A 20,513-nucleotide genomic window follows, 5' to 3' on the forward strand; every position below is an offset into this window, starting at 1 on the left:
GGCGGAAAACAAAAAAGCCCCTCGCAGGAGGGGACGCCACGCCGACTCCGGCACCGCCCGAGGGCGCGGCCGGTCCTGGTCAGCGCGGCCGGCTAAGGAGCAGGCGCACGGTTCGCATGGGCTCAGGGTACCGCAAGCGGGTCAGCGCGCTCCCGGCGATGCCGCGCGCCCGGCCGCGTCGAAGTCGCGCAGCGCCCGCGCGACCCGCTCGGACTGCATGCCGGAGGCGAGGGTGCGCGCCGCGGCGGCGGTGCGGGCGGCCTCCCGCTGGTCGCCCAGGCGGCGGTGGGTCTCGGCCAGCCGGACCATGAGCAGCGCCTTCGCCCGGGCCCGGCCGGGGCCGAGGCCGGCGACGGCCTCGGCGAGCAGCGTCTTGGCCTTGCGGTGGTCACCGAGGAACAGCCGGCCCTCGCCCACCATGCCGGCGAGGTCGGCGCGGGCTTCCTCGGTACCGGGCAGGCCCTCGAGTTCGGCGAAGGCCCGGGCGGCGGCCCCGGCGGCCTCCTCGGCCAGGCCGCGGCGCCCGTAGGCGCGGGAGATCCGGCCGAGCTGGCGGGCCCGGCCGGGGGCGCCGAGGGCGTGGCCGTGTGCGTCGAGGGCGGTGGTGAGCGCGGCGACGGCGTCCAGCCCGCGCCCGCCCGCGCCCTGGGTGGCGAGCACGACGAGCCCGCCGAGCACGAAGACGCCGAGCCGGGCGTCGCCGCTGACGTGGGCGGCGCGCAGCGCGGCGACGAACGCCCGCTGGGCGGCGGCGTCGTGGCCGAGGTCGTAGGCGGCCCAGCCGGCCAGGCGGGCGAGCCGGCTGGCCTGGCCGTAGAGGTCGCGGCCGAGCCGTTCGTCGTAGGCGCCGAGTTCCAGGAGCTTGGCCACCATGGCGAGTTCGGCGCGGGAGGGGCCGAGGACCAGGCCGCCGCCGCAGGAGCGTTCCAGCCGCTGCTTGCTGCGGTAGGAGAGGCCGAGTTCGCCGACGAGTCCGGGGTCGACGCGCAGCGCGCCCTCGCCGCCGCCGACGGGCGGGGGCGGGGAGGAGAGCCGTTCGGCGGCCTGGTCGAGGTCGGCGCTGCGGAAGAAGTCGGTGAGGCGGACCGGTCCGGCGTCGGTGGCGGCCTCGCGCAGGGCGGTCTGGGCGGTGTCGGCGGTCCACGGGTCGGTGAGCAGCCGGGGCGAGAGGATCTTGGCGCCGCGGTGGCCGCCCATGCGGCCCCAGAGCTGCTCGTAGGTGACGGCCATGCCGAGGGTGCGGCTGAGCACCTCGCACACGGTCTGGTCGTGCGGACTGCGGGGCACCATGCCCCGGTCGCGCCACTTGTAGGGGGCGGTGGAGCTGATGGCCAGGCCGGGCGGCAGGGCGAGGTTCACCTCACGGGCGAGCCGCTCCGGACTCCAGCCGAGCTGGTGCAGTATCCGGGCCAGTTCCTCGTTCCGCCTTCGCTCCAGATCGGCCATGGCACGACGGTAGCGGTCCTTCCGGGTCCCGTGCCGGTGGCATGCACAGTCGGAGTGACGTACGGCGGGGCGCACGGCGCCCGGACGTCGGAGCACGCGAAGCCCGAACGGCAGGGCCCTCAGGCCCGCTGGAGCCGACGGGGCGCACAGTGGCCCCAACGGCCGAGGGCCGCTTCCCGATTCGGGAAGCGGCCCTCGACTTCTGTGGAGCTATGGGGAATTGAACCCCAGACCTCTTGCATGCCATGCAAGCGCTCTACCAACTGAGCTATAGCCCCTCGACCTGCAACGTCACCGGGGTTCCCGTCCGGTTTCCCTCGGCGACATCGACTACTTTACACGGTCACGAGGGTGCTCCCCTAATCCGTTTCCCGCGGCCGCCCCGGGCGGAACCGATGACGGCACGTCCGCAACACCCGCACCCCACGGACCCCCAGGGACTCGGGAACCCAGGAACCCCACCGGGTCCGGGAAACGCCAGAGGCCGCCACCCGATGGGTGGCGGCCTCTCGCCGACTGTGGAGCTATGGGGAATTGAACCCCAGACCTCTTGCATGCCATGCAAGCGCTCTACCAACTGAGCTATAGCCCCGCGACACGCGCGGCACCGGCCAGGCCGGACCACTGGTGCGGAGTGGAGCTATGGGGAATTGAACCCCAGACCTCTTGCATGCCATGCAAGCGCTCTACCAACTGAGCTATAGCCCCGCAGTCACCGGATCTCCCGCTTCCCTTCCGGGCCGCGTTCCTTCCCTGCGAACGAGGAAGACTCTAGCTGGTCAGGCCCGGAACTGCGAAATCCGCCCCTTCGGGCCCGCTCCGGGGCCCGGCTCCCACTCCACACCCGCCGCCGACACTCAGGTGTCGTCGCCGATGACCGGCTGCGGGAGCGTGCCCGCGTTGTGCTCCAGCAGGCGCCAGCCGCGCGCGCCCCGGCCCAGCACCGACCAGCAGCAGTTGGACAGCCCGCCGAAGCACTCCCACAGCGGCGGCTCCAGGCCGAGCAGGCGCCCGAGCATGGTGCGGATCGTCCCGCCGTGGCTGACCACGACCAGCGTGCCGCTCTCCGGCAGCTTGTCGACCGCCTCCAGCACCACGGGCACCGAGCGGTCCGCGACCTCGCTGGACAGCTCGCCACCACCGCGCCGCACCGGCTCACCGGCCGCCCAGGCCGCGTACTCCTCGGGGTAGCGGGCCCGGATCTCGGCGTTGGTCAGCCCCTGCCAGGAGCCCGCGTACGTCTCCCGCAGGCCCTCGTGGTGCTGCACGTCGAGCCCGGTGATCCTGGCGAGCTCGTCGGCGGTGCGCCTGGCCCGCTTGAGGTCGGAGGAGATCAACAGGTCGGGGCGCAGCCCCGAGAGCAGCCGGGCGGCGCGCTGCGCCTGCAGCACGCCGTGGCCGGTCAGCTCGATGTCGGTCGTGCCCTGGAAGCGCGACTCGAGGTTCCAGGAGGTCTGACCGTGGCGCCAGAAGACGATGCGCGGGCCCCGCGCGGCCGGGCTCAGAACTGCTCCTCGGGCTTGCCGAAGTCGTCGGCCGGGGCGACGGCGTTGCCGGCCTCGTCGGTGTGGGCGTCGGGGCGGTTGCGCGAGGCGACGGCGTCCTCGGGCAGCGGCAGCTCGGGGCAGTCCTTCCAGAGCCGGTCCAGCGAGTAGAAGGAGCGCTCCTCGGAGTGCTGGACGTGCACGACGATGTCCAGGTAGTCCAGCAGGATCCAGCGGCCCTCGCGCTCGCCCTCGCGGCGCACCGGCTTGATGTCCAGCTGCTCGCGCAGCTGGTCCTCGATCTCCTCGGCGATGGAGCGGACCTGGCGGTCGTTGTTCGCGGACGCGATCAGGAAGGCGTCGGTGATCGACAGCACCTCACTGACGTCGAACGCGATGATGTTGTGCGCCAGCTTGTCGGCCGCCGCCTGGGCGGCGACGGTGATGAGCTGCTGGCTGTGGTCGGTGACGGTCACGGTGTTCTTCCGGCTCGGCGGCTTGGGGCTGCCCCGACGCACCGCCGGGACCGCCTTCCAGGATCTCACGCCGTCCGGGCAGCACCGGAACCGCTTTTTTTCCGGTGGTGGAGACCAAGGGCACCGGCCTCCACCACTCGTCCGCCGGTGGCGCCTACTGGCTCTTCGACGGCTGGTAGTCCTTGCCGAGGACGACGACCAGGTCGGCGTTCTGGGCGTCCCCGACCTTCTTCACCGCCGTGTCCGGCAGCCCGAGGCTGGCCGCCAGGGACTTCGCGGCGCCCTGGCGGGCGTCGTCGGTGTAGCGGATCTCACTGGTCGCCTGCGCCGCGGCCTTGGCCCCGCCGGGGATGAACGTCAGGCCGGCGTTCACGACCTGGACCTGCGCGGAGGCGGCCGCCTGGTCGTTGCCGGAGGCGTCCTGGATCGACACGCGTGCCGGGGCGTCGCCCGCGACGGCCGACTTCACGGTGCCGCCGAGCACGTCCTTGACCTGCTTGCCCGCGGTGGCCTCGTCCAGCGAGCCGTCCGGCTTGACGGTCAGCGTCGTGGTGCCGAAGTGGCCGTCCTTGGCCTGCTGGGCGAGCTGGGCGAGCACCCCGGCGAGGGCGTCCTCGGGCAGTGACGGGTCGAGCACCGCGTTCATCCGGTGCACGTCGTCCTTGGCCTCGTTGAAGTCGGTGGGCATGGTGCGCACCACGGCGTCCATGACCTGACCGAACCGGGCGAGCTGGGCGTCGCGGTTCTCCCCCGGCGCCTGGAGGGTCGCGTAGGCGACCGCGGCCTTGCCGTTGAGCAGGGTGTTCTTGCCCGCCGCGCCGAGCAGCGCGCCGTCCGGCTTGCCGCCGTCGTGGATCTCGGCGTTGGTGTCCACCCGGACGCCGCCGAGCTGGTTGACCAGCAGCTCCAGGTAGGGGGTGTCCAGCCGCCAGGTGCCGGCCACGGGGGCGCCGAGCACGGTGGACAGGCCGTCGCGCGTGGCGGCGGCGCCCATGGACGGGTCCAGCGCCTGGCTGACGGGGGCGACGGCCGGGTCGCCGGGGCCCGGCAGCCGCAGGGTGTCGGGGAGCAGCAGGACGGTGCCCTTGCCCCCGGCGGTGTCGTCGACGAGCAGCGCGCTGGAGACCTTGCCCTGCAGGTCGCGCAGGTGGACGACGTTGACCTGACGCTTGCCGGCCGCCTTGGCCGCGGTCTGCTTGTCGCCGGTGAAGAACAGGTAGCCGCCGACGCCGCCCGCGGCGAGCGCGACGACGACGCCGAGGCCGATCAGCCGGTTGCGCAGCCGCCGGCGGCGCTCGGCGCGCACCTCGCTGCGGGACTCGGCGAACTTCAGCCAGTCGATGACGTCCTCGGTCTCCTCCGCCTCCTCGTCGACGAAGGTGAACTCACCGGTGGTGTAGGAGTCCTTGGGCTCCTTGGCGCCCTTGAGGGTGCGGCTGCCGCCGACCATCTCGGACGGCTGCGCGGGCTTGGCCGGCGCCGTCGGGGCGGCCTTGGGCGTGCGCGGGCGCGGCGGCACGGGCGCGGCGGCCGGCGCCGGAGCGGCGGGCTCGGCCGCGGGGGCCGTGGGCGCCGCGCCCCCGGCCTGCTGCGGCTCGGCCGCCGGGTACGCCTGCTGCTGGTAGCCGTCGTAGGAGTACGGCTGCGGCTCCTGGTACCCGTAGCCGCCCTGCTGGTACGCCTGCACGGGCTGCCCGTACTGGTCGTACTGCTGCGCGGGCTGCTGCCCGTAGGACTCGTACGGCTCGTACGGCTCGTACTGCTGCGGGGCCTGCCCGTGCTGCTGGTAGGCCTGGTACGGCTGCTGCTGCTGGTACTGCCCCTGGTAGCCGCCGTACTGGTCCTGGCCGTACGAGGGCGCCGCCGGGACGGGCTGCCCGTACTGGTCGTACTGCTGCACCGGCTGCTGCCCGTACGGCTGGTACTGCGGGTACTGCCCGGTCGACCAGTCCTCCGGGCGCTGCCCCGCGTCGCCGCCGCTGCGATCAGTCACGCATACGCTCCTGGTCAGGTCCCGTGCGGCGCGTACAGCGCCCGCTTGTCGATGTAGCGGACCACGCCGTCCGGCACGAGGTACCAGACGGGCTCGCCCTTGGCGACCCGGTTGCGGCAGTCCGTGGAGGAGATGGCCAGCGCGGGGACCTCCACCAGGGAGACCCCGCCCACCGGGAGTCCGGCGTCCGAGAGGGTGTGCCCCGGCCTGGTGCACCCGACGAAGTGGGCGAGCGAGAAGAGTTCGTCGGAGTCGCGCCAGGACAGGATCTGGGCGAGCGCGTCGGCGCCGGTGATGAAGAAGAGGTCGGCGTCGGGGTGCAGCGCGTGCAGGTCCCGCAGGGTGTCGACGGTGTACGTCGGGCCCTCGCGGTCGATGTCGATCCGGCTGACCGAGAACTGCGGGTTCTCCGCGGTGGCGATGACCGTCATCAGGTAGCGGTCCTCGGCCGGGGTGACCCGGCGGTCGCTCTTCTGCCACGGCTGCCCGGTCGGCACGAAGATCACCTCGTCCAGGTGGAACGCGCTGGCCACCTCGCTGGCGGCGACCAGGTGGCCGTGGTGGATCGGGTCGAAGGTGCCGCCCATCACGCCGAGGCGCTTCTTCACCGGTTCCGGTCCGCCGGGAATCCCGGCCTGCTCTCCCATGGCGAGACACCTTACGCGACGCCCGTTGCGGTGCGGGAACACCCGTGTGGGAGCAGGCCGCACGGCCGCCCGGACATGCGTGAGGGAGCGGCCGGCGGCTCTGCCGGACGCTCCCCGAGCGGCGCCCGGACCGGCTCAGCGGTCCCGGTTGAAGCGGGTGGTCACGAAGAGCAGGAGCAGCAGGACGAACAGTGCGGCGCCACCCGAGAGGTACGGGTTGAGGCTGTCGTGGTTGCCCCCCTCGCCGTCGGCGAGCAGGTTCAGGACGGGCAGTGCGGCGGCGGTGTTCATGGTCGGCTGGACCTTCTCGGCTCGGAGGACGGACCTTGGGGGTGCTGGCGGGCCGGTGAGGGCCCACCCGTCATCGTACGGGGGGTGACGGGGCAACCGCGCGGCGGCCCACCGCCGCTGACCGGGCGTGAGCCCGCCGGGACCGCGCGGGCCCCGGACCTGCGCGGCGAAGGGCCCCGGACCTGCGCGGAGAGGAGCCGACGGTCGCCGCTAGTTCCCGCGGAAGGCGCGGGCCATGATCCAGACGAGCAGCCCGACCCCGACGAACGACGCGATGATGATGATCCGCAGGAGCAGGCCCGGACCGGCCTCGTCCGAGATCGGCGCGGCCAGGCTGACAAGGGCGTCGGTGGACATCTGCGGTGCTCCTCGGACTGCTCGGTTACCGCGGCCGGGTCCGGTCTCGGTTCTCCAGGGCCCTCAGGGTAAACCGGCCTCACATCCGGGCCCGCCACCGACCCCTCCGGCGCGGCCGGACCCGTGCGTTCCCCGGCGGCGGGGACGACTGCGCAACCGCGGACGTTGCACAAGCAGTCGTTGTAGGCGAAGACCAGCGGGGGCCGGCCACCGGCCGGGGCCGCCGTCGACCAGGAGGGTGCTCAGACCATGACCGACACGACCGCGAAGACCCCGAGCCGGCGCCGCCAGCGCTTCCCCGAGATCTCCACCCGGGCCTGGGAGCACCCGGCCGACCGTTCCGCCCTGGTCGCGCTGCGCCGGCTGACCGGCTTCGACGACGTCCTGAAGAAGCTCGCCGGCCTGGTGTCGGAGCGGGCGATCCGGCTGATGTTCCTGGCCACCGCCGTGAAGACCTCCGAGCGTCAGTTCCCCGAACTGCACGACATGGTGCGCGACGCCGCCTACGTGCTCGACCTGGAGAAGGTCCCCGACCTCTACGTCACCCAGGACCCGACGGTCAACGCCTTCACCATCGGCATCGACACCCCGATCATCGTGATCACCAGCGGGCTCGTCGAGCTGCTGGACGAGGAGGAGCTGCGCTCGGTCATCGGCCACGAGGTCGGCCACGCGATGTCCGGTCACGCCGTCTACCGCACCATGCTGCTGATCCTCACCAACATCGCCGCCCGGATCGCCTGGGTGCCGCTCGGCAACCTGGCGATCATGGCGATCGTCACCGCCCTCAAGGAGTGGTTCCGCAAGGCCGAGCTGTCCAGCGACCGGGCCGGCCTGCTGGCCGGACAGGACCTCCAGGCGTCCATGCGGGCCCTGATGAAGCTGGCCGGCGGGCACAACCTGGCCGAGATGAACGTCGACGCCTTCCTGGAGCAGGCCGAGGAGTACGAGAAGGCCGGCGACCTGCGCGACGGCGTGCTCAAGCTGCTCCAGGTGCTGCCGCAGAGCCACCCGTTCGCCGTGGTCCGGGTCGCCGCCCTGAAGAAGTGGGCCGAGAGCGACGAGTACCGCTCGATCCTGGCCGGCGCCTACCCGCGCCGCACCGACGACCCGGACACCTCGGTCACCGAGCAGTGGAAGGCCGCCGCCGACCACTACACGACCTCCGTCAAGGAGAGCAAGGACCCGCTGATGGGCCTGATCCGCGACGTGGCCGGCGGCGCCGCGACCGTGGGTGGCAGGATCCGCGACACCTTCACGGGCGCCGGCGCCCGCACCGGTTCCGCGCCCAGGGACGGCGAGGAGGCGTAACCGCGAGCGCCGCCGACGGCCGGTGAGCCCCGCCCGGGGCCACCAGCCGTCGGCGTTCCCGCCTCCTCGTGCCCCGGATGCCGGGCGTCAGCTCCCGGCCAGCACCCCGCACACCTGCCACGCCGGGTGCGCGTGGTCGCCCGGGTCGACCGCCGACGGACCAGGCACCTGGACGCCCTGCGGGGTCGCGAGCACCGGCCGCAGGAAGCCCGCCGTCGACGTCGTGCACGGCTCGGGCCCGGCCTGGACCACCGCGTCGACCAGCCGCAGCTGCGCTGCGCCGAGGTCGATCCGGTCGAACTGGAAGGTCAGCTCCCGCCGCACGGTCTCCAGCGTGACCGGGGCGCCGGCGGGGGCGCCGGCCGCCCGCAGCGCGTAGACGAAGGTGTGGTCGGTGGTGACCTGCAGCGTGCCGCTGTCCGCCTCGTCGACCCGCATCGCGCCGACCACCTTCACGGTGTCGGTCGCCAGGGCCACCTGCGCCGGGTCGAAGCGCACCAGCCAGCCGGTCACCGCGTGGTGCCGGTCGTCGACGGGCTGTGCCACGCTCGCGTCGAACTGGGCCTGCTCGCCGGGCGTCACGAAGGCCCGCACGTCCGCGGTGGCGCCCTGGACGAGCGCGGCCGGCGCCAGCGAGGAGGCGACCAGGTAACGCTGCACGGTGTCGAGCGCCTTGGTCACCTCGACCCGGCTGAAGTGCTCGGTGGACGTCCCGGCCGGGGTGTTCAGCCCCATCGTCCCGTCCCCGTACCCGACCGGCAGCGCCGCGAACGGGTTCGCCGGGTCGGCGACCGGCTTCACCACCGAAGCCGGGCTCAACGCGACCAGGCTGACGGTCAGTTGGCTGCCCTCGGGGCGCGCGGCCGTGCCCTTCGGCGAGCTGACCCCGAAGTACACGGCGGCCGCGAAGGCCAGCAGGATGAGCAGCAGCAGCGCGAGCGCCTGGCGGGGCACGGTACCGAACGGGCCGAGCCGCACCTTGGGCCGGGTGGCCCGGCCGAAGGTGCCGGCCAGCCGCTCCCGCGCGGACAGCTCCTGGATCCGGGCAGCCCGCACGAACGATTCGTCGAAGACGACGGACCGGTATTCGTCCTCGTTTCCGGACCCACCGTCGGGCGTACCCTCCGGAGGCTCTCGCGGGTCACCCACACCACCAGGGTAGGCGCACCCGCCGCCCCACCACGAGGGTCCTCACGCAGATTCCCGGGAACGCTGCGTGACCACCGGCCCGGGCGCACGACCCCGCGGGATCAGCCCGCGGGCGCGGTGACCACCAGCGACGGCTCGGCGGGCGGTGCCGGCGCGGGCGTCGGGTCGACCCCGGCGCTGCTGCTCCCGGACTGCGGCCGCCGGGGCGCGCCGGAGGCACCCCCCACGCCCTGGTAGATCGCCGCGACGGCGACCGCCACCAGGCTCACGCCCATGATCACCGCGAGCACCCACGCGACCGGCCGGTGCCAGCGCTGCTGGGCGACGTAGCGTCCGCGCCCCCGCACCGGAGCGATGTCGCGCCGGCCCCAGCGGCGACCCGTTCGGCCCACCGCCCGGCCCGGCCCTGACCACGGATCAGGGTAGAGGTGGTCGTCGTCCAGGCGGCTCGGGTACGGGCGCAGCTCCAGCGGCACCCCGTCCCCGGCCGGGACGTCATAGCCCCAGCCCGGACCCGCGGTGTCCGGCTCGAGCCTGGCCTCGGCAGCGGCGAGCTGCCGCTCCTTGGCCGTCGGCTCGTGCACGGCGGCGGACCGGACGAAGGCCTCGTCGAAGACCACGGTGGCGAACTCGTCGTCCGCACCACCGTGGTCGGAGCCGTCGGGGTACGGCAAGCCCCCCAGATCCTCAGCCACGGATTCAGCGTATTACCGGGCGGGCGATTTGTCTGTGGCTCCTGCCAGTTGGTCCATCAGACGTGTGACGCGGACCCCGTCGGCCCCGCCCGCGGCCCCGCCCGGCCCCGCTCAGAGCGCCTCGTCGTCCCCGCCCACCGTCTGCGCGGCCTCGCCGCGGACGTGCCCGTCACCGGTGACGATGTACTTGGTGCTGGTCAGCTCCGGCAGGCCCATCGGACCGCGGGCGTGCAGCTTCTGGGTGGAGATCCCGATCTCCGCGCCGAAGCCGAACTCACCCCCGTCGGTGAAGCGGGTCGAGGCGTTGACGGCGACGGTGGTCGAGTCGACCAGCCGGGTGAAGCGCCGGGCGGCGGCCTGCGAGGTCGTCACGATCGCCTCGGTGTGGCCGGAGGACCAGCGGCGGATGTGCTCGACGGCGGCGTCCAGCGACGGCACCACGGCGGCGGCGATGTCGTACGACAGGTACTCGGCGCCCCAGTCCTCGTCGGTGGCCGGCACCACGGTGGCCCCGGTGCCCTCGGCGGCCTTGAGCACCGCGTCGTCGCCGTGCACCGTCACCCCGGCACCGGCCAGGGCGGCCAGGGCCAGCGGCAGGAAGGCCTCCGCGACGTCCTGGTGCACCAGCAGCGTCTCGGCCGCGTTGCAGACGCTGACCCGCTGCGCCTTGGAGTTCAGCAGGATGCCGACGGCCATCGCCAGGTCCGTCCGCGCGTCCACGTAGACGTGGCAGTTGCCGGTGCCGGTCTCGATCACCGGCACGGTCGAGCCCTCGACGACGGCGCGGATCAGCGAGGCGCCACCGCGCGGGATGAGCACGTCCACCAGGCCGCGGGCACGCATCAGCTCCTGGACGGAGTCGCGGCTCTCGCCCGGGACGAGCTGGATCACGTCGGCGGGCAGCCCGGCCGCGACGACGGCGTCCCGCAGGACGGCCACCAGCGCGGTGTTGGAGCGGTAGGCGGAGGCCGAACCGCGCAGCAGCACCGCGTTGCCCGACTTCAGGCAGAGCGCGGCGGCGTCGACGGTGACGTTCGGCCGGGCCTCGTAGATGATGCCGACCACGCCGAGCGGAACCCGCACCTGGCGCACGTCCAGGCCGTTGGGCAGCGTGTAGCCGCGCACCACCTCGCCGACCGGATCGGGCAGGCCCGCCACGCTGCGCACGTCGGCGGCGATCGCCGCGATCCGCTCGTCGGTCAGCGTCAGCCGGTCGATCACGGACTCCGCCGTCCCCGCCTCGCGGGCCCGGGCCACGTCCTCGGCGTTGGCCGCGACGACCTCCGCGGCGCGGGCGACCAGCGCGTCCGCGACCGCCAGCAGCGCGGCGTCCTTCGCACTGCGCGGCAGCGGGGCGAGCGCGGCGGCGGCCTCCCGGGCACGGCGCGCTACGGCGAGGACGGGGCTGTCGGCGGGGGCGAGATCGCTGGTCATGCGCCAAGGGTAGCGACTGCGCCCCGCCCGCCGGCCCCCGTTTCGCGGGGTGGGACGGCCGAACGGTCAGTACGGGTGCACGCCGCCCAGGTGCGGCGGCGGGTCCCCGAAGCCCTCCGCGACCCGCTTGTGGTACGTCGCCCGGTCGACCACCTCCAGGCCGACGATCTCCCACGGCGGCAGGTTCGCGGTCACCTTGTGCTCGCCCCACAGCCGCAGCGCGATCGCCGCCGCGTCGTGCAGGTCCCGGGCCTGCTCCCAGTAGCGGATCTCCGCGTGGTCGGCGGCGTACCGGGCGGTCAGGAAGAACGAGTGGTCGTGCGCGAGCCGCTCCAGCGAGGCGCGCAGCTCGGACAGCGGCGTGACCTGGCCCGCCACGCTCAGCACCACGTGCCACAGCCGCGCCTGCTCGGGCACGGTCGGCGGCTCCCCCGCGTCCCGGTGGTCCGGCCGCAGCCTGCGCGCCCCGCCGGGCCCGGGCGGCGGACCGGACGGCTCGGCGGGGCCGTCCCCGCGTCCGCCGTCGATGCTGGTCAGCCGCCGGCCCGCCGTTCCTCCGGTCAGCGCTGCCTCGCGCCTGCGTTCCACCGGCGGCCTCCTGTTCGGCGATGTCCTGTCGTCCCCCCACCCGTCCCGCCGGCGTTCGGCCGGCGCGCACGGCTGCGCCCCTCCTCGCCCGGCGGCCGGGCCCCTCCCCGCGCCGGGCGGCCCCCGGCCGACGCCCGCCCCGCGCCGGCCGGTCAGCCGCGCAGGACGACCAGGTCGTCGCGGTGGACGACCTCCCGCTCGTACGCGGCGCCGAGCTCCTGGGCCAGGTCACGGGTGGACCGGCCGAGCAGGCGGGGCAACTCCCTCGCATCAAAGTTGACCAGCCCGCGCGCCACGATGTGGCCGTTTTCGGCAATCAGGTCCACCGGATCACCCGCGGCGAACTCGCCGTCGACCTTCACGACCCCGGCCGGCAGCAGCGACGCGCCCCCGGAGACGACCGCCTCGACGGCCCCCGCGTCGAGGTGCAGGGCGCCGCGCGGGCTGCTCGCGTGGGCGAGCCAGAGCATCCGGTCGGACGTGCGGCTGCCGGTGCGCAGGAACAGGGTGCCGGTGGGCCGCCCGGCCAGTGCGTCGGCGGCCTGGCTGGCCGCGGTGAGCACCACCGGGATGCCGGCGCCGGTGGCGATCCGGGCCGCCTCGACCTTGGTGACCATGCCGCCGGTGCCGACGCCGGCCTTGCCCGCGCTGCCGATCTGGATGCCGTCGAGGTCGTGCGGGCCGCGCACCTCGGCGATCCGGCTGGTGCCGGGGCGGGCCGGGTCGCCGTCGTAGAGGCCGTCCACGTCGGAGAGCAGCACCAGCAGGTCGGCCCGCACGAGGTGGGCGACCAGCGCGGCCAGCCGGTCGTTGTCACCGAACTTGATTTCGGCGGTGGCGACGGTGTCGTTCTCGTTGACGACGGGCATCGCGCCCATCGCCAGCAGCTGGTCGAGCGTGCGGTAGGCGTTGCGGTAGTGCGCGCGCCGGCTGGCGTCCTCGGCGGTGAGCAGCACCTGGCCGACCCGGATGCCGTAGCGGGCGAAGGAGGCGGTGTACCGGGCGACGAGCAGGCCCTGGCCGACGCTCGCGGCGGCCTGCTGGCGGGCCAGGTCCTTGGGCCGCTTCTCCAGGCCGAGCGGGGCGAGGCCGGCGGCGATCGCGCCGGAGGAGACCAGGACGACCTCGGGCGCGTCCTCGCGGGCGCGCACCTTGGCGAGCGCGTCCACGAGGGCGTCGACGCGGTCGGCGTCCAGGCCGCCGGCCGCCGTGGTGAGTGAGGAGGAGCCGACCTTGACGACGATGCGCCGTGCGGTCAGCACCTCCTCCCGCAGTGAGTCCTCGCTCATCTCGCTGTACGCCCTTCCGGTGTGGTGCGGGTGCCGCCGTGCCGTGGACCGGGTCGCCGAACCCGGCCGTCACCCCCGAAATCTACGCGATCCGTGCAGGTGGACCGCATGGTGTTTCACCGGCTGGACCCGGCCCGGTCACGGCCTCGCCACAGCCGGGCCGCCAATCCGGATGGCTGGTATGGTCCCTGACCGAAAGCCAGATCGGGGGACGGCTTCTTGCCCGCTGGACCCACTCGTCTTCGACCATCGATGCCATCGGGCGGCACCGCACTGGGCATGCCGGCAACGGTTCGCGGTCGCGCGCCCAGGAGTTAGCGCACTATGCGTTCGTACACCACGAAGCTGACCGTCGCCGCACTGGCGGCGGCCACCGCCCTGTCCCTGGCCGCCTGCGGCCCGGACAACTCGGACACCAACGCCGCCTCTGGCGGTGCCACCGGCTCGAGCGCCGCGCCGACCGGCGCGGCCACGGGCGGTGCCGCCACGGGCGGTGCCGCCACGGGCGGTGCCGCCACGGGCGGTGCGGCCACCGGCGGTTCGGCTGCCCCGACCGGCGCGGCCGCGGGCGGAGCGGCCACCGGCGGCGGTGCCGCCACGGGCGGTGCGGCGACCGGCGGCGCCGGGACGGCGGGGGCCACGGGCGGCGCCGCCGCCGGCGGCGGCACGATCCCGCAGGCCACCACCGCCGTGAAGGTCGGCCAGTCGGCCACCGTCGACTTCGCCGACAAGACCTCCAACGTCGCCACCAAGCTCCAGATCACCGTCACCGGCATCGAGGTCGGTTCGCTGCAGGACCTCACCGCCGCCAAGGTCCCGACCACCGGGCTGGACGGCCGCACCCCGGTCTACGTCAGCTACACCATCAAGAACCTCGGGGACGCCAGCCTGTCCTTCACCGCCCCGGACTCGAAGTTCGTCATCTTCGACAGCACCGGCGCCAAGGGCCTGCCCGTCCTCAGCGCCAACACCCCGCTGCCCAAGTGCACGGGGGCGAAGTTCCAGGGCGTCACCAAGGGCACCGAGGTCAAGGGCTGCGACATCATGTCCATCGCCGGCAACACGCCGGCCGCGGTCGGCTACACCGAGCTGACCGACCTGCTCAAGCTCCAGGCGTCCTGGACGAAGTGACGTTCCGTCACACCTGAGGGACGCGAACGGCCCCGCCACCCCCGAAGGGTGGCGGGGCCGTTCGGCTGCCCGGACTCAGTCCTCGTCGTCGCCCTCGATGGCGGCCTGCCGGCCGCTCGACAGCGCCTCGAACTCCAGGAACTCCTGCTCGGCGGCGTCGCGGCCCTTCTGCTTCTCGCGGCGGCGGTCGACCGCCGGACGCGGGTTCTCGAAGCGGTGGTCCTCACCGCGGCGGCCGAGCATCTCGGCACCGGCGGCCATGGTCGGCTCCCAGTCGAAGACGACGGCGTTCTCGTCCGGACCGATGATGACGGTGTCGCCCTCGTGCGCACCGACCTTCCACAGCTGCTCCTCGACGCCGAGGCGGGCCAGCCGGTCGGCGAGGTAGCCGACGGCCTCGTCGTTGGAGAAGTCGGTCTGGCGGACCCAGCGCTCCGGCTTGGTGCCGCGGATGCGGTAGGCGCCGTCCTCCTCGGTGATGGTGAAGCCCGCGTCGTCGACGGCCGTGGGCCGCAGCACGATCCGGGTGGACTCCTCGACCGGCTTGGCGGCGCGCGCCTCGGCGACGATCTTCGCGACCGCGAAGCTCAGCTCGCGCAGGCCCTTGCGGGAGGCGGCGGAGACCTCGAACACCTGGAAGCCCCGCTCCTCCAGGGAGGTGCGGGTGAGGTCGGCGATGTCCTGGCCGTCCGGAACGTCCACCTTGTTGAGCGCGACCAGGCGCGGGCGGTCGTCCAGGCCGCCGTACTGGGCGAGCTCGGCCTCGATGGTCTCCAGGTCGCTCAGCGGGTCGCGGCCGGGCTCCAGGGTGGCGCAGTCCAGCACGTGCACGAGCACCGAGCAGCGCTCGACGTGGCGCAGGAACTCCAGGCCGAGGCCGCGGCCCTGGCTGGCGCCGGGGATCAGGCCGGGCACGTCGGCGATGGTGTAGACGGTGTCGCCCGCGGTGACCACGCCGAGGTTGGGGACGAGCGTGGTGAACGGGTAGTCCGCGATCTTCGGCTTGGCCGCGGAGAGCACCGAGATCAGCGAGGACTTGCCGGCGCTCGGGTAGCCCACGAGGGCGACGTCGGCGACGGACTTGAGCTCCATGACGATGTCACGGGCCTCGCCGGGCTCGCCGAGCAGCGCGAAGCCGGGCGCCTTGCGGCGGGCCGAGGCCAGCGCCGCGTTGCCGAGGCCGCCGCGGCCGCCCTGGGCGGCGACGAAGCTGGTGCCGTGACCGACCAGGTCGGCCAGCACGTTGCCCTGGCGGTCGAGCACGACGGTGCCGTCCGGCACCAGCAGGACGAGGTCCTGGCCCTCGGCGCCGGTGCGGTTGCCGCCCGCGCCGGGCTTGCCGTTGGTCGCCTTGCGCTTGGGCGAGTGGTGGTACTCGAGGAGGGTGGTGATCTGCGCGTCCACGGTGAGGATGACGCTGCCGCCCTCGCCGCCGTTGCCGCCGTCGGGGCCGCCGAGCGGCTTGAACTTCTCCCGGTGCACGGAGGCGCAGCCGTGGCCTCCGTTACCCGCGGCGACGTGAAGTTCGACGCGGTCCACGAAGGTGGTCATGGGTGTGCCTCCAGTACGGATGAGTCTGCTTACTACCTGCGTAAAGCCGAAGGGTGGACCGGAACATTCCGGCCCACCCTTCAGTGTGAGTCAGTCACGACTCGGGAGTCCGTTCGGACTCAGGCCTCGACGGCCACGATGTTGACGACCTTGCGGCCGCGACGGTTGCCGAACTGCACCGCACCGGCGGTCAGCGCGAACAGGGTGTCGTCGCCACCGCGACCGACGCCCGCACCCGGGTGGAAGTGGGTGCCACGCTGGCGGACGAGGATCTCGCCGGCGGAGACGACCTGGCCACCGAAGCGCTTCACGCCGAGGCGCTGGGCGTTCGAGTCACGGCCGTTACGAGTAGAGCTTGCGCCCTTCTTGTGTGCCATTTTTCGCTATCCCCTTACTTGCTGACCGAGTCGATGCTGGTGATGCGCACCGCGGTGTGCTTCTGACGGTGACCCTGACGGCGGCGGTAGCCGGTCTTGTTCTTGTAGCGCAGGATGACGATCTTGTCACCCTTGGTCTGGTCGACCACCTCGGCGTGAGCCTTCACGCCGGCCAGGACCCACGGGTCGGAGGTGACCGCGTCACCGTCGACGACGAGGATGGTCGAGAGCTCGACCGAGTCACCCGGCTTGGCCTCGATGCGGTCGATCTCCAGCACGTCGCCGACGGCGACCTTGTGCTGGCGGCCGCCTGCGCGAACGATCGCGTACATGCGGTACCTGCTTTCCTTGCTCGGTCGGAACCCCCGACGCCAGCCACCTGGGTACGGACACAGGAGCCTCTCCCCGACCCTCCGCGCGGGCGCGGACGTACCGGGAAGGTGATGTGCTCGGGAGCGATGGCGTAGACACGCCGATGGTCAAGAATACGGACCTGCCGCCCAAGGGGCAAACCGGCCCGTACGGCCCGGGGCGGGAAGGGCCCCGCCCCGGGCGTGGGCACTACTCGGCCGCCGTATCACCTTCGGCGGCCGCCGCCTTCTTGGCCGCCGCGCTCGTCCGCTTGGTAGCGGTCTTGCGGGCGGTGGTCTTCTTGGCCGCCGTCGTCGTCTTCTTGGCGGCGGTCTTCTTCGCGGCGGTCTTGCGCGCGGCCCGCTTCTTGGGCGCCGGCGCCTCCTCGGCCTCGGCCTCGGCGGCGGACTCCTCCGTGGCGGACTCCTCGGCGGGGGCCTCGGCCACCGCCTCGGCCACGGTCTCGGCCGCAACCTCCACCGGAGCGTCCTCGGCGACCGGCTCGGCGACCGGCTCGGCCGGAGCCGCGGCGGCCACGGCGGCGGCCTCCAGGGCCGCCTCCAGGGCCGCGTCGGCCTTGGCCTGAAGCACCACGATCTCGGCACCCTGCGGCGAACCGGCCGGGGCCGTCGCCTTGCGCACCGCGCGGCGGCGCGGACGCCCGGCCGGAGCGGCCACCGGGGCCGGCTCCGCGACGGGGGCCTCGACGACCTCCGCGGCCGCCTCGACGCCCGGGACCTCCAGGGCCAGCTGGCCCTCGATCTCCTCGCGCACCGGCTCGGCCGGCTCCTCCGGGGCCTCGACGAGCTCGACGACGCTCTCCTCGGTCACCGGCACGGCCTCGAGGGCCTGCGGCTCCTCGTGGCCCGCACCGCCCTTGCCCCGGCGCCGGCGCTTGCCACCGCCCTGGCCCGCCTCGGTGGCCGCGGCCGCCGGGGCGTGGGTGTGGGTGCTCGGCTGCTCCATGTGGACGATCACGCCGCGGCCGTTGCAGTGCACACAGGCCTCGGAGAAGGACTCCAGCAGGCCCTGGCCGACCCGCTTGCGGGTCATCTGGACCAGGCCCAGCGAGGTGACCTCGGCCACCTGGTGCTTGGTCCGGTCCCGGCCCAGGCACTCCAGCAGGCGGCGCAGCACCAGGTCCCGGTTGGACTCCAGCACCATGTCGATGAAGTCGATCACGATGATGCCGCCGAGGTCGCGCAGCCGCAGCTGGCGCACGATCTCCTCGGCCGCCTCGATGTTGTTCCGGGTGACCGTCTCCTCCAGGTTGCCGCCCTGGCCGACGAACTTCCCGGTGTTGACGTCGATGACGACCATCGCCTCGGTGCGGTCGATCACCAGCGAACCGCCGCTGGGCAGCCAGACCTTGCGGTCCAGCGCCTTCATCAGCTGCTCGTCGATCCGGTAGGTGGCGAAGACGTCCACCTCGGAGGTCCAGCGCTGGAGCCGCTCGGCGAGGTCCGGGGCCACGCCGGCGACGTACTCGTGGATGGTGTTCCACGCCTCGTCCCCGGAGACGATGACCTTGGTGAAGTCCTCGTTGAAGATGTCGCGCACGACCCGGACGGTCATGTCCGGCTCGCCGTACAGCAGCGCGGGGGCGTTGCCGGTCGCGGCCTTCTTCTGGATCTCCTCCCACTGCTGCTGGAGGCGCTGGACGTCGCGGGTCAGCTCCTCCTCGGAGGCGCCCTCGGCGGCGGTGCGCACGATGACGCCCGCGTCGTCCGGGACGATCTTCTTGAGGATCTGCTTCAGGCGGGCGCGCTCGTTCTCGGGCAGCTTGCGCGAGATGCCGGTCATCGAGCCCTCGGGCACGTAGACCAGGTAGCGGCCGGGCAGCGAGATCTGGCTGGTCAGGCGGGCGCCCTTGTGGCCGATCGGGTCCTTGGAGACCTGCACGAGCACGGACTGGCCGGACTTCAGCACCGACTCGATCCGGCGCGGGCCGCCGTGGCCGCCCAGCGCGCCGAAGTTGACCTCGCCGGCGTACAGCACGGCGTTGCGGCCCTTGCCGATGTCGACGAACGCGGCCTCCATCGACGGCAACACGTTCTGGACCTTGCCCAGGTAGACGTTGCCGACGTACGAGGTGGCCTGCTCCTTGTTGACGTAGTGCTCGACGAGCACGCCGTCCTCCAGGACGCCGATCTGGGTGCGCTGGCCGTTCTGGCGCACCACCATGACGCGCTCGACCGACTCGCGGCGGGCCAGGAACTCGGCCTCGGTGATGATCGGCACCCGGCGGCGGCCCAGCTCGCGGCCCTCGCGGCGGCGCTGCTTCTTGGCCTCCAGGCGGGTCGAGCCCTTGATGGACTGGACCTCGTCGGGGTCGAAGGACGGCTCGGTGGAACGGCGGCGCGGCTCGCGCACCTTCACGACCGTGCGGACGCCGTCCTCGGTGGTCTCGGCGGTCTCGACCGCGCCGGCCTCGCCACTGCGGCGACGGCGACGGCGACGGCGGCGCGACGAGGACAGGCCGGCGGCCAGGTCGTCGTCGTCCTCGTCCTCCTCGTCGACGGCCGCGGCGGCCGGCTCCTCGGCGGGCTGCTCGGCCTCGTGGGCCTCGGTCTCGAACTCCTCGGCCTCACCGCGGCGGCGACGACGGCCACCCCGGCGGCGGCGGCGCGACGGACGGTCGTCCTCCCACTCGCCCTCGGTCTCCGGACCGGCAGCAGGGGCCTCGACGACGGCGGGCGCCTCGACCGGGGCCTCGACGACCACCGGAGCGGCCTTGGGAGCGGTCTTGGGGGCGGTCTTCGGCGCGGCCTTGTGGGCGGCCTTGGCGGCGCCCTTCGAGCGGCCCGCCTCGACGCGGGCACGCACCCGGCGGCGGCGGCCGACGCCGCTGTACTCGTACTCGTCCTCTTCGTCACGCTCGGCGACCACCGGGGCCTGCTCGGCGACGGCCGGGGTCTCGACGGCGGCGGGCTGCTGCTGCGTCGCGGCCGGGGCGACGTAGGGGGCCGGCTCCTGGAACACCGGGGCCTGGAAGATCGCGGTGGACGGGCGCACGGCGCGGCGGCGCACCCGGTGCGGGGGCTCGGCCGTCACGGCCGGGGCGGGCTCGGCGACCGGCGCGGGCGCGGCGGCCTCCTCGGCGGCCTCCTCCTCGACCGGCTCCTCCTCGGCCACCGGCTCCTCGACCGGGGCCTCGACGACCGGCGCTGCCTCGACCACGCGACGGCGGCGGGCACGGCGGGCCGGCGCGGCGGGCGCCTCCTCGACGGCGGGCTGCTCGGCCTCCTCGGCGACCGGCTCGGCCGCGGCCTCCGGCTCGGCGGCGGCCGGGGTCTCGACGGCGGGCGCCCCGGCGGGGGCCTCGGCGCGCTTGCGGGTCCGGCGGGCCCGCACCGGCTTCTCGGCCGCGGGGGCCTCTTCGGCCGGGGCCTCGGCGACGGCGGCGGGCTCGGCCGGGGCCTCCGGCTCGGCGGCGGCCGGGGTCTCGACGGCGGGCGCCCCGGCGGGGGCCTCCGCGCGCTTGCGGGTCCGGCGGGCCCGCACCGGCTTCTCGGCCGCGGGTTCGGCGACCGTCTCGGCAACCGGCTCGGCGGCCGGGGCGACCTGCGCCTCGGCCGCGATCACGGTCTCGGCGGCCTCGGCCGCCGCGCCCTGCGGAGCACCCGCCGGGCGGGACACCGCGCGGCGACGGCGGCGCGGCGGCGCGGCGGACGCGCCCTCGCCACCGGTCGCACCGGTGTCGTTCGGTTCCGTCGCAGACTGCTGCGGATCGGTGTTATCGAGCATGCGGGTGGATCTCCCGTCAGGCCCCCGGGCTCCGCATCCGGGCACGGCACGGCACCTTCGGCCGGCCGGCACCGCTGACGGTGCTCGGGCCGGACCCTTTCACGGTGCCGCCGCGCGGACGCGAGGCCGCACAGGGGCTCGTAGTCTCGCTCGGCGCCCCACGCTCGGCGGGGTGTCGAAAAGTCTTCTGGTCTGA

General features: G+C 73.9%; 18 protein-coding genes and 3 tRNA genes. 2 read left to right on the top strand and 19 right to left on the bottom strand.

The genetic code is table 11. The annotated features are described in order from the left end of the window. Positions 1-141: 141 nt before the first annotated feature. The 10 genes from PUR71_RS34340 to PUR71_RS34385 all read right to left on the bottom strand — a co-directional run bounded on the left by PUR71_RS34340 (position 142) and on the right by PUR71_RS34385 (position 6,694). Positions 142-1,446 carry a hypothetical protein gene (locus PUR71_RS34340; protein ID WP_329931132.1) on the bottom strand — a complete coding sequence of 435 codons (1,305 nt, stop codon included), beginning with the start codon at positions 1,444-1,446 and terminating at the stop codon, positions 142-144. Between the two features lie 205 nt (positions 1,447-1,651). After that, a tRNA-Ala gene (locus PUR71_RS34345) sits at positions 1,652-1,724 on the bottom strand. Between the two features lie 241 nt (positions 1,725-1,965). Further along, positions 1,966-2,038 (bottom strand) — tRNA-Ala (locus PUR71_RS34350). Between the two features lie 43 nt (positions 2,039-2,081). Next, a tRNA-Ala gene (locus PUR71_RS34355) sits at positions 2,082-2,154 on the bottom strand. A 149-nt stretch (positions 2,155-2,303) separates the two neighbouring features. Further along, on the bottom strand, positions 2,304-2,951 hold the full coding sequence (locus PUR71_RS34360) for a histidine phosphatase family protein (RefSeq protein ID WP_329931216.1): 648 nt from the start codon (positions 2,949-2,951) through the stop codon (positions 2,304-2,306). Then, positions 2,948-3,406, bottom strand: coding sequence for a ribosome silencing factor (gene rsfS, locus PUR71_RS34365; protein WP_329931133.1), 459 nt, complete (start codon positions 3,404-3,406; stop codon positions 2,948-2,950). Before rsfS ends, PUR71_RS34360 begins: the two co-directional genes overlap by 4 nt. A 154-nt stretch (positions 3,407-3,560) precedes the next feature. After that, positions 3,561-5,399 carry an LCP family protein gene (locus tag PUR71_RS34370; protein ID WP_329931134.1) on the bottom strand — a complete coding sequence of 613 codons (1,839 nt, stop codon included), beginning with the start codon at positions 5,397-5,399 and terminating at the stop codon, positions 3,561-3,563. Between the two features lie 14 nt (positions 5,400-5,413). Further along, positions 5,414-6,046 (bottom strand): nicotinate-nucleotide adenylyltransferase, encoded by a 633-nt coding sequence (gene nadD, locus PUR71_RS34375; protein ID WP_329931135.1) that lies wholly within the window; start codon positions 6,044-6,046, stop codon positions 5,414-5,416. 135 nt (positions 6,047-6,181) lie between these two features. Then, entirely contained in the window at positions 6,182-6,337 is a 156-nt protein-coding gene (locus PUR71_RS34380; RefSeq protein WP_329931136.1) for a hypothetical protein, read from the bottom strand. Between the two features lie 210 nt (positions 6,338-6,547). Further along, positions 6,548-6,694, bottom strand: coding sequence for a hypothetical protein (locus tag PUR71_RS34385; RefSeq protein ID WP_329931137.1), 147 nt, complete (start codon positions 6,692-6,694; stop codon positions 6,548-6,550). A 249-nt stretch (positions 6,695-6,943) separates the two neighbouring features. Between PUR71_RS34385 and PUR71_RS34390 the strand changes: the two genes are divergently transcribed. After that, positions 6,944-8,005, top strand: a complete 1,062-nt coding sequence (locus PUR71_RS34390; RefSeq protein ID WP_329931138.1) for a M48 family metallopeptidase — start codon at positions 6,944-6,946, stop codon at positions 8,003-8,005. 87 nt (positions 8,006-8,092) lie between these two features. Here the strand turns inward: PUR71_RS34390 and PUR71_RS34395 are convergent, their stop codons facing one another. The 5 genes from PUR71_RS34395 to proB all read right to left on the bottom strand — a co-directional run bounded on the left by PUR71_RS34395 (position 8,093) and on the right by proB (position 13,160). Continuing rightward, a complete protein-coding gene (locus PUR71_RS34395; RefSeq protein ID WP_443077671.1) occupies positions 8,093-9,154 on the bottom strand; it encodes an SCO2583 family membrane protein in 1,062 nt (353 codons plus the stop codon). Positions 9,155-9,255: 101 nt separating this feature from the next. Next, positions 9,256-9,849 carry an SCO2584 family spore wall biosynthesis protein gene (locus PUR71_RS34400; RefSeq protein ID WP_329931140.1) on the bottom strand — a complete coding sequence of 198 codons (594 nt, stop codon included), beginning with the start codon at positions 9,847-9,849 and terminating at the stop codon, positions 9,256-9,258. A 111-nt stretch (positions 9,850-9,960) separates the two neighbouring features. After that, a complete protein-coding gene (locus tag PUR71_RS34405) occupies positions 9,961-11,283 on the bottom strand; it encodes a glutamate-5-semialdehyde dehydrogenase (protein ID WP_329931141.1) in 1,323 nt (440 codons plus the stop codon). A gap of 66 nt (positions 11,284-11,349) precedes the next feature. After that, entirely contained in the window at positions 11,350-11,871 is a 522-nt protein-coding gene (locus PUR71_RS34410; protein ID WP_329931142.1) for a hypothetical protein, read from the bottom strand. Positions 11,872-12,023: 152 nt separating this feature from the next. Beyond that, positions 12,024-13,160, bottom strand: coding sequence for a glutamate 5-kinase (gene proB, locus PUR71_RS34415; protein ID WP_329931143.1), 1,137 nt, complete (start codon positions 13,158-13,160; stop codon positions 12,024-12,026). A 324-nt stretch (positions 13,161-13,484) separates the two neighbouring features. Between proB and PUR71_RS34420 the strand changes: the two genes are divergently transcribed. Then, complete coding sequence (locus PUR71_RS34420) at positions 13,485-14,291, top strand: hypothetical protein (RefSeq protein ID WP_329931144.1); 807 nt, start codon at positions 13,485-13,487, stop codon at positions 14,289-14,291. A gap of 75 nt (positions 14,292-14,366) precedes the next feature. On the opposite strand, the gene obgE is transcribed toward PUR71_RS34420, so the two are convergent. The 4 genes from obgE to PUR71_RS34440 form a co-directional block, all read right to left on the bottom strand. Next, complete coding sequence (gene obgE / locus PUR71_RS34425) at positions 14,367-15,842, bottom strand: GTPase ObgE (RefSeq protein ID WP_329931145.1); 1,476 nt, start codon at positions 15,840-15,842, stop codon at positions 14,367-14,369. A 119-nt stretch (positions 15,843-15,961) separates the two neighbouring features. Then, positions 15,962-16,219, bottom strand: a complete 258-nt coding sequence (gene rpmA, locus PUR71_RS34430; protein ID WP_030058248.1) for a 50S ribosomal protein L27 — start codon at positions 16,217-16,219, stop codon at positions 15,962-15,964. Positions 16,220-16,233: 14 nt separating this feature from the next. Beyond that, positions 16,234-16,551: a 50S ribosomal protein L21 gene (gene rplU, locus PUR71_RS34435; protein WP_030233759.1), complete on the bottom strand. Its 318-nt coding sequence runs from the start codon at positions 16,549-16,551 to the stop codon at positions 16,234-16,236. 229 nt (positions 16,552-16,780) lie between these two features. Next, positions 16,781-20,317: an Rne/Rng family ribonuclease gene (locus PUR71_RS34440; RefSeq protein ID WP_329931146.1), complete on the bottom strand. Its 3,537-nt coding sequence runs from the start codon at positions 20,315-20,317 to the stop codon at positions 16,781-16,783. Positions 20,318-20,513 lie beyond the last annotated feature (196 nt).

The organism is Streptomyces sp. SP17BM10, from assembly GCF_036322405.1.
Taxonomy (GTDB): Bacteria; Actinomycetota; Actinomycetes; order Streptomycetales; family Streptomycetaceae; genus Kitasatospora.

Bases quoted from the DNA above. Each gene is read 5' to 3' on its own strand.
- rpmA (WP_030058248.1), bottom strand. From the start codon at position 16,219: ATGGCACACAAGAAGGGCGCAAGCTCTACTCGTAACGGCCGTGACTCG.
- PUR71_RS34390 (WP_329931138.1), top strand. From the start codon at position 6,944: ATGACCGACACGACCGCGAAGACCCCGAGCCGGCGCCGCCAGCGCTTC.
- nadD (WP_329931135.1), bottom strand. From the start codon at position 6,046: ATGGGAGAGCAGGCCGGGATTCCCGGCGGACCGGAACCGGTGAAGAAG.
- rplU (WP_030233759.1), bottom strand. From the start codon at position 16,551: ATGTACGCGATCGTTCGCGCAGGCGGCCGCCAGCACAAGGTCGCCGTC.
- PUR71_RS34385 (WP_329931137.1), bottom strand. From the start codon at position 6,694: ATGTCCACCGACGCCCTTGTCAGCCTGGCCGCGCCGATCTCGGACGAG.
- PUR71_RS34440 (WP_329931146.1), bottom strand. From the start codon at position 20,317: ATGCTCGATAACACCGATCCGCAGCAGTCTGCGACGGAACCGAACGAC.
- proB (WP_329931143.1), bottom strand. From the start codon at position 13,160: ATGAGCGAGGACTCACTGCGGGAGGAGGTGCTGACCGCACGGCGCATC.
- obgE (WP_329931145.1), bottom strand. From the start codon at position 15,842: ATGACCACCTTCGTGGACCGCGTCGAACTTCACGTCGCCGCGGGTAAC.
- PUR71_RS34380 (WP_329931136.1), bottom strand. From the start codon at position 6,337: ATGAACACCGCCGCCGCACTGCCCGTCCTGAACCTGCTCGCCGACGGC.
- PUR71_RS34405 (WP_329931141.1), bottom strand. From the start codon at position 11,283: ATGACCAGCGATCTCGCCCCCGCCGACAGCCCCGTCCTCGCCGTAGCG.
- PUR71_RS34340 (WP_329931132.1), bottom strand. From the start codon at position 1,446: ATGGCCGATCTGGAGCGAAGGCGGAACGAGGAACTGGCCCGGATACTG.
- PUR71_RS34420 (WP_329931144.1), top strand. From the start codon at position 13,485: ATGCGTTCGTACACCACGAAGCTGACCGTCGCCGCACTGGCGGCGGCC.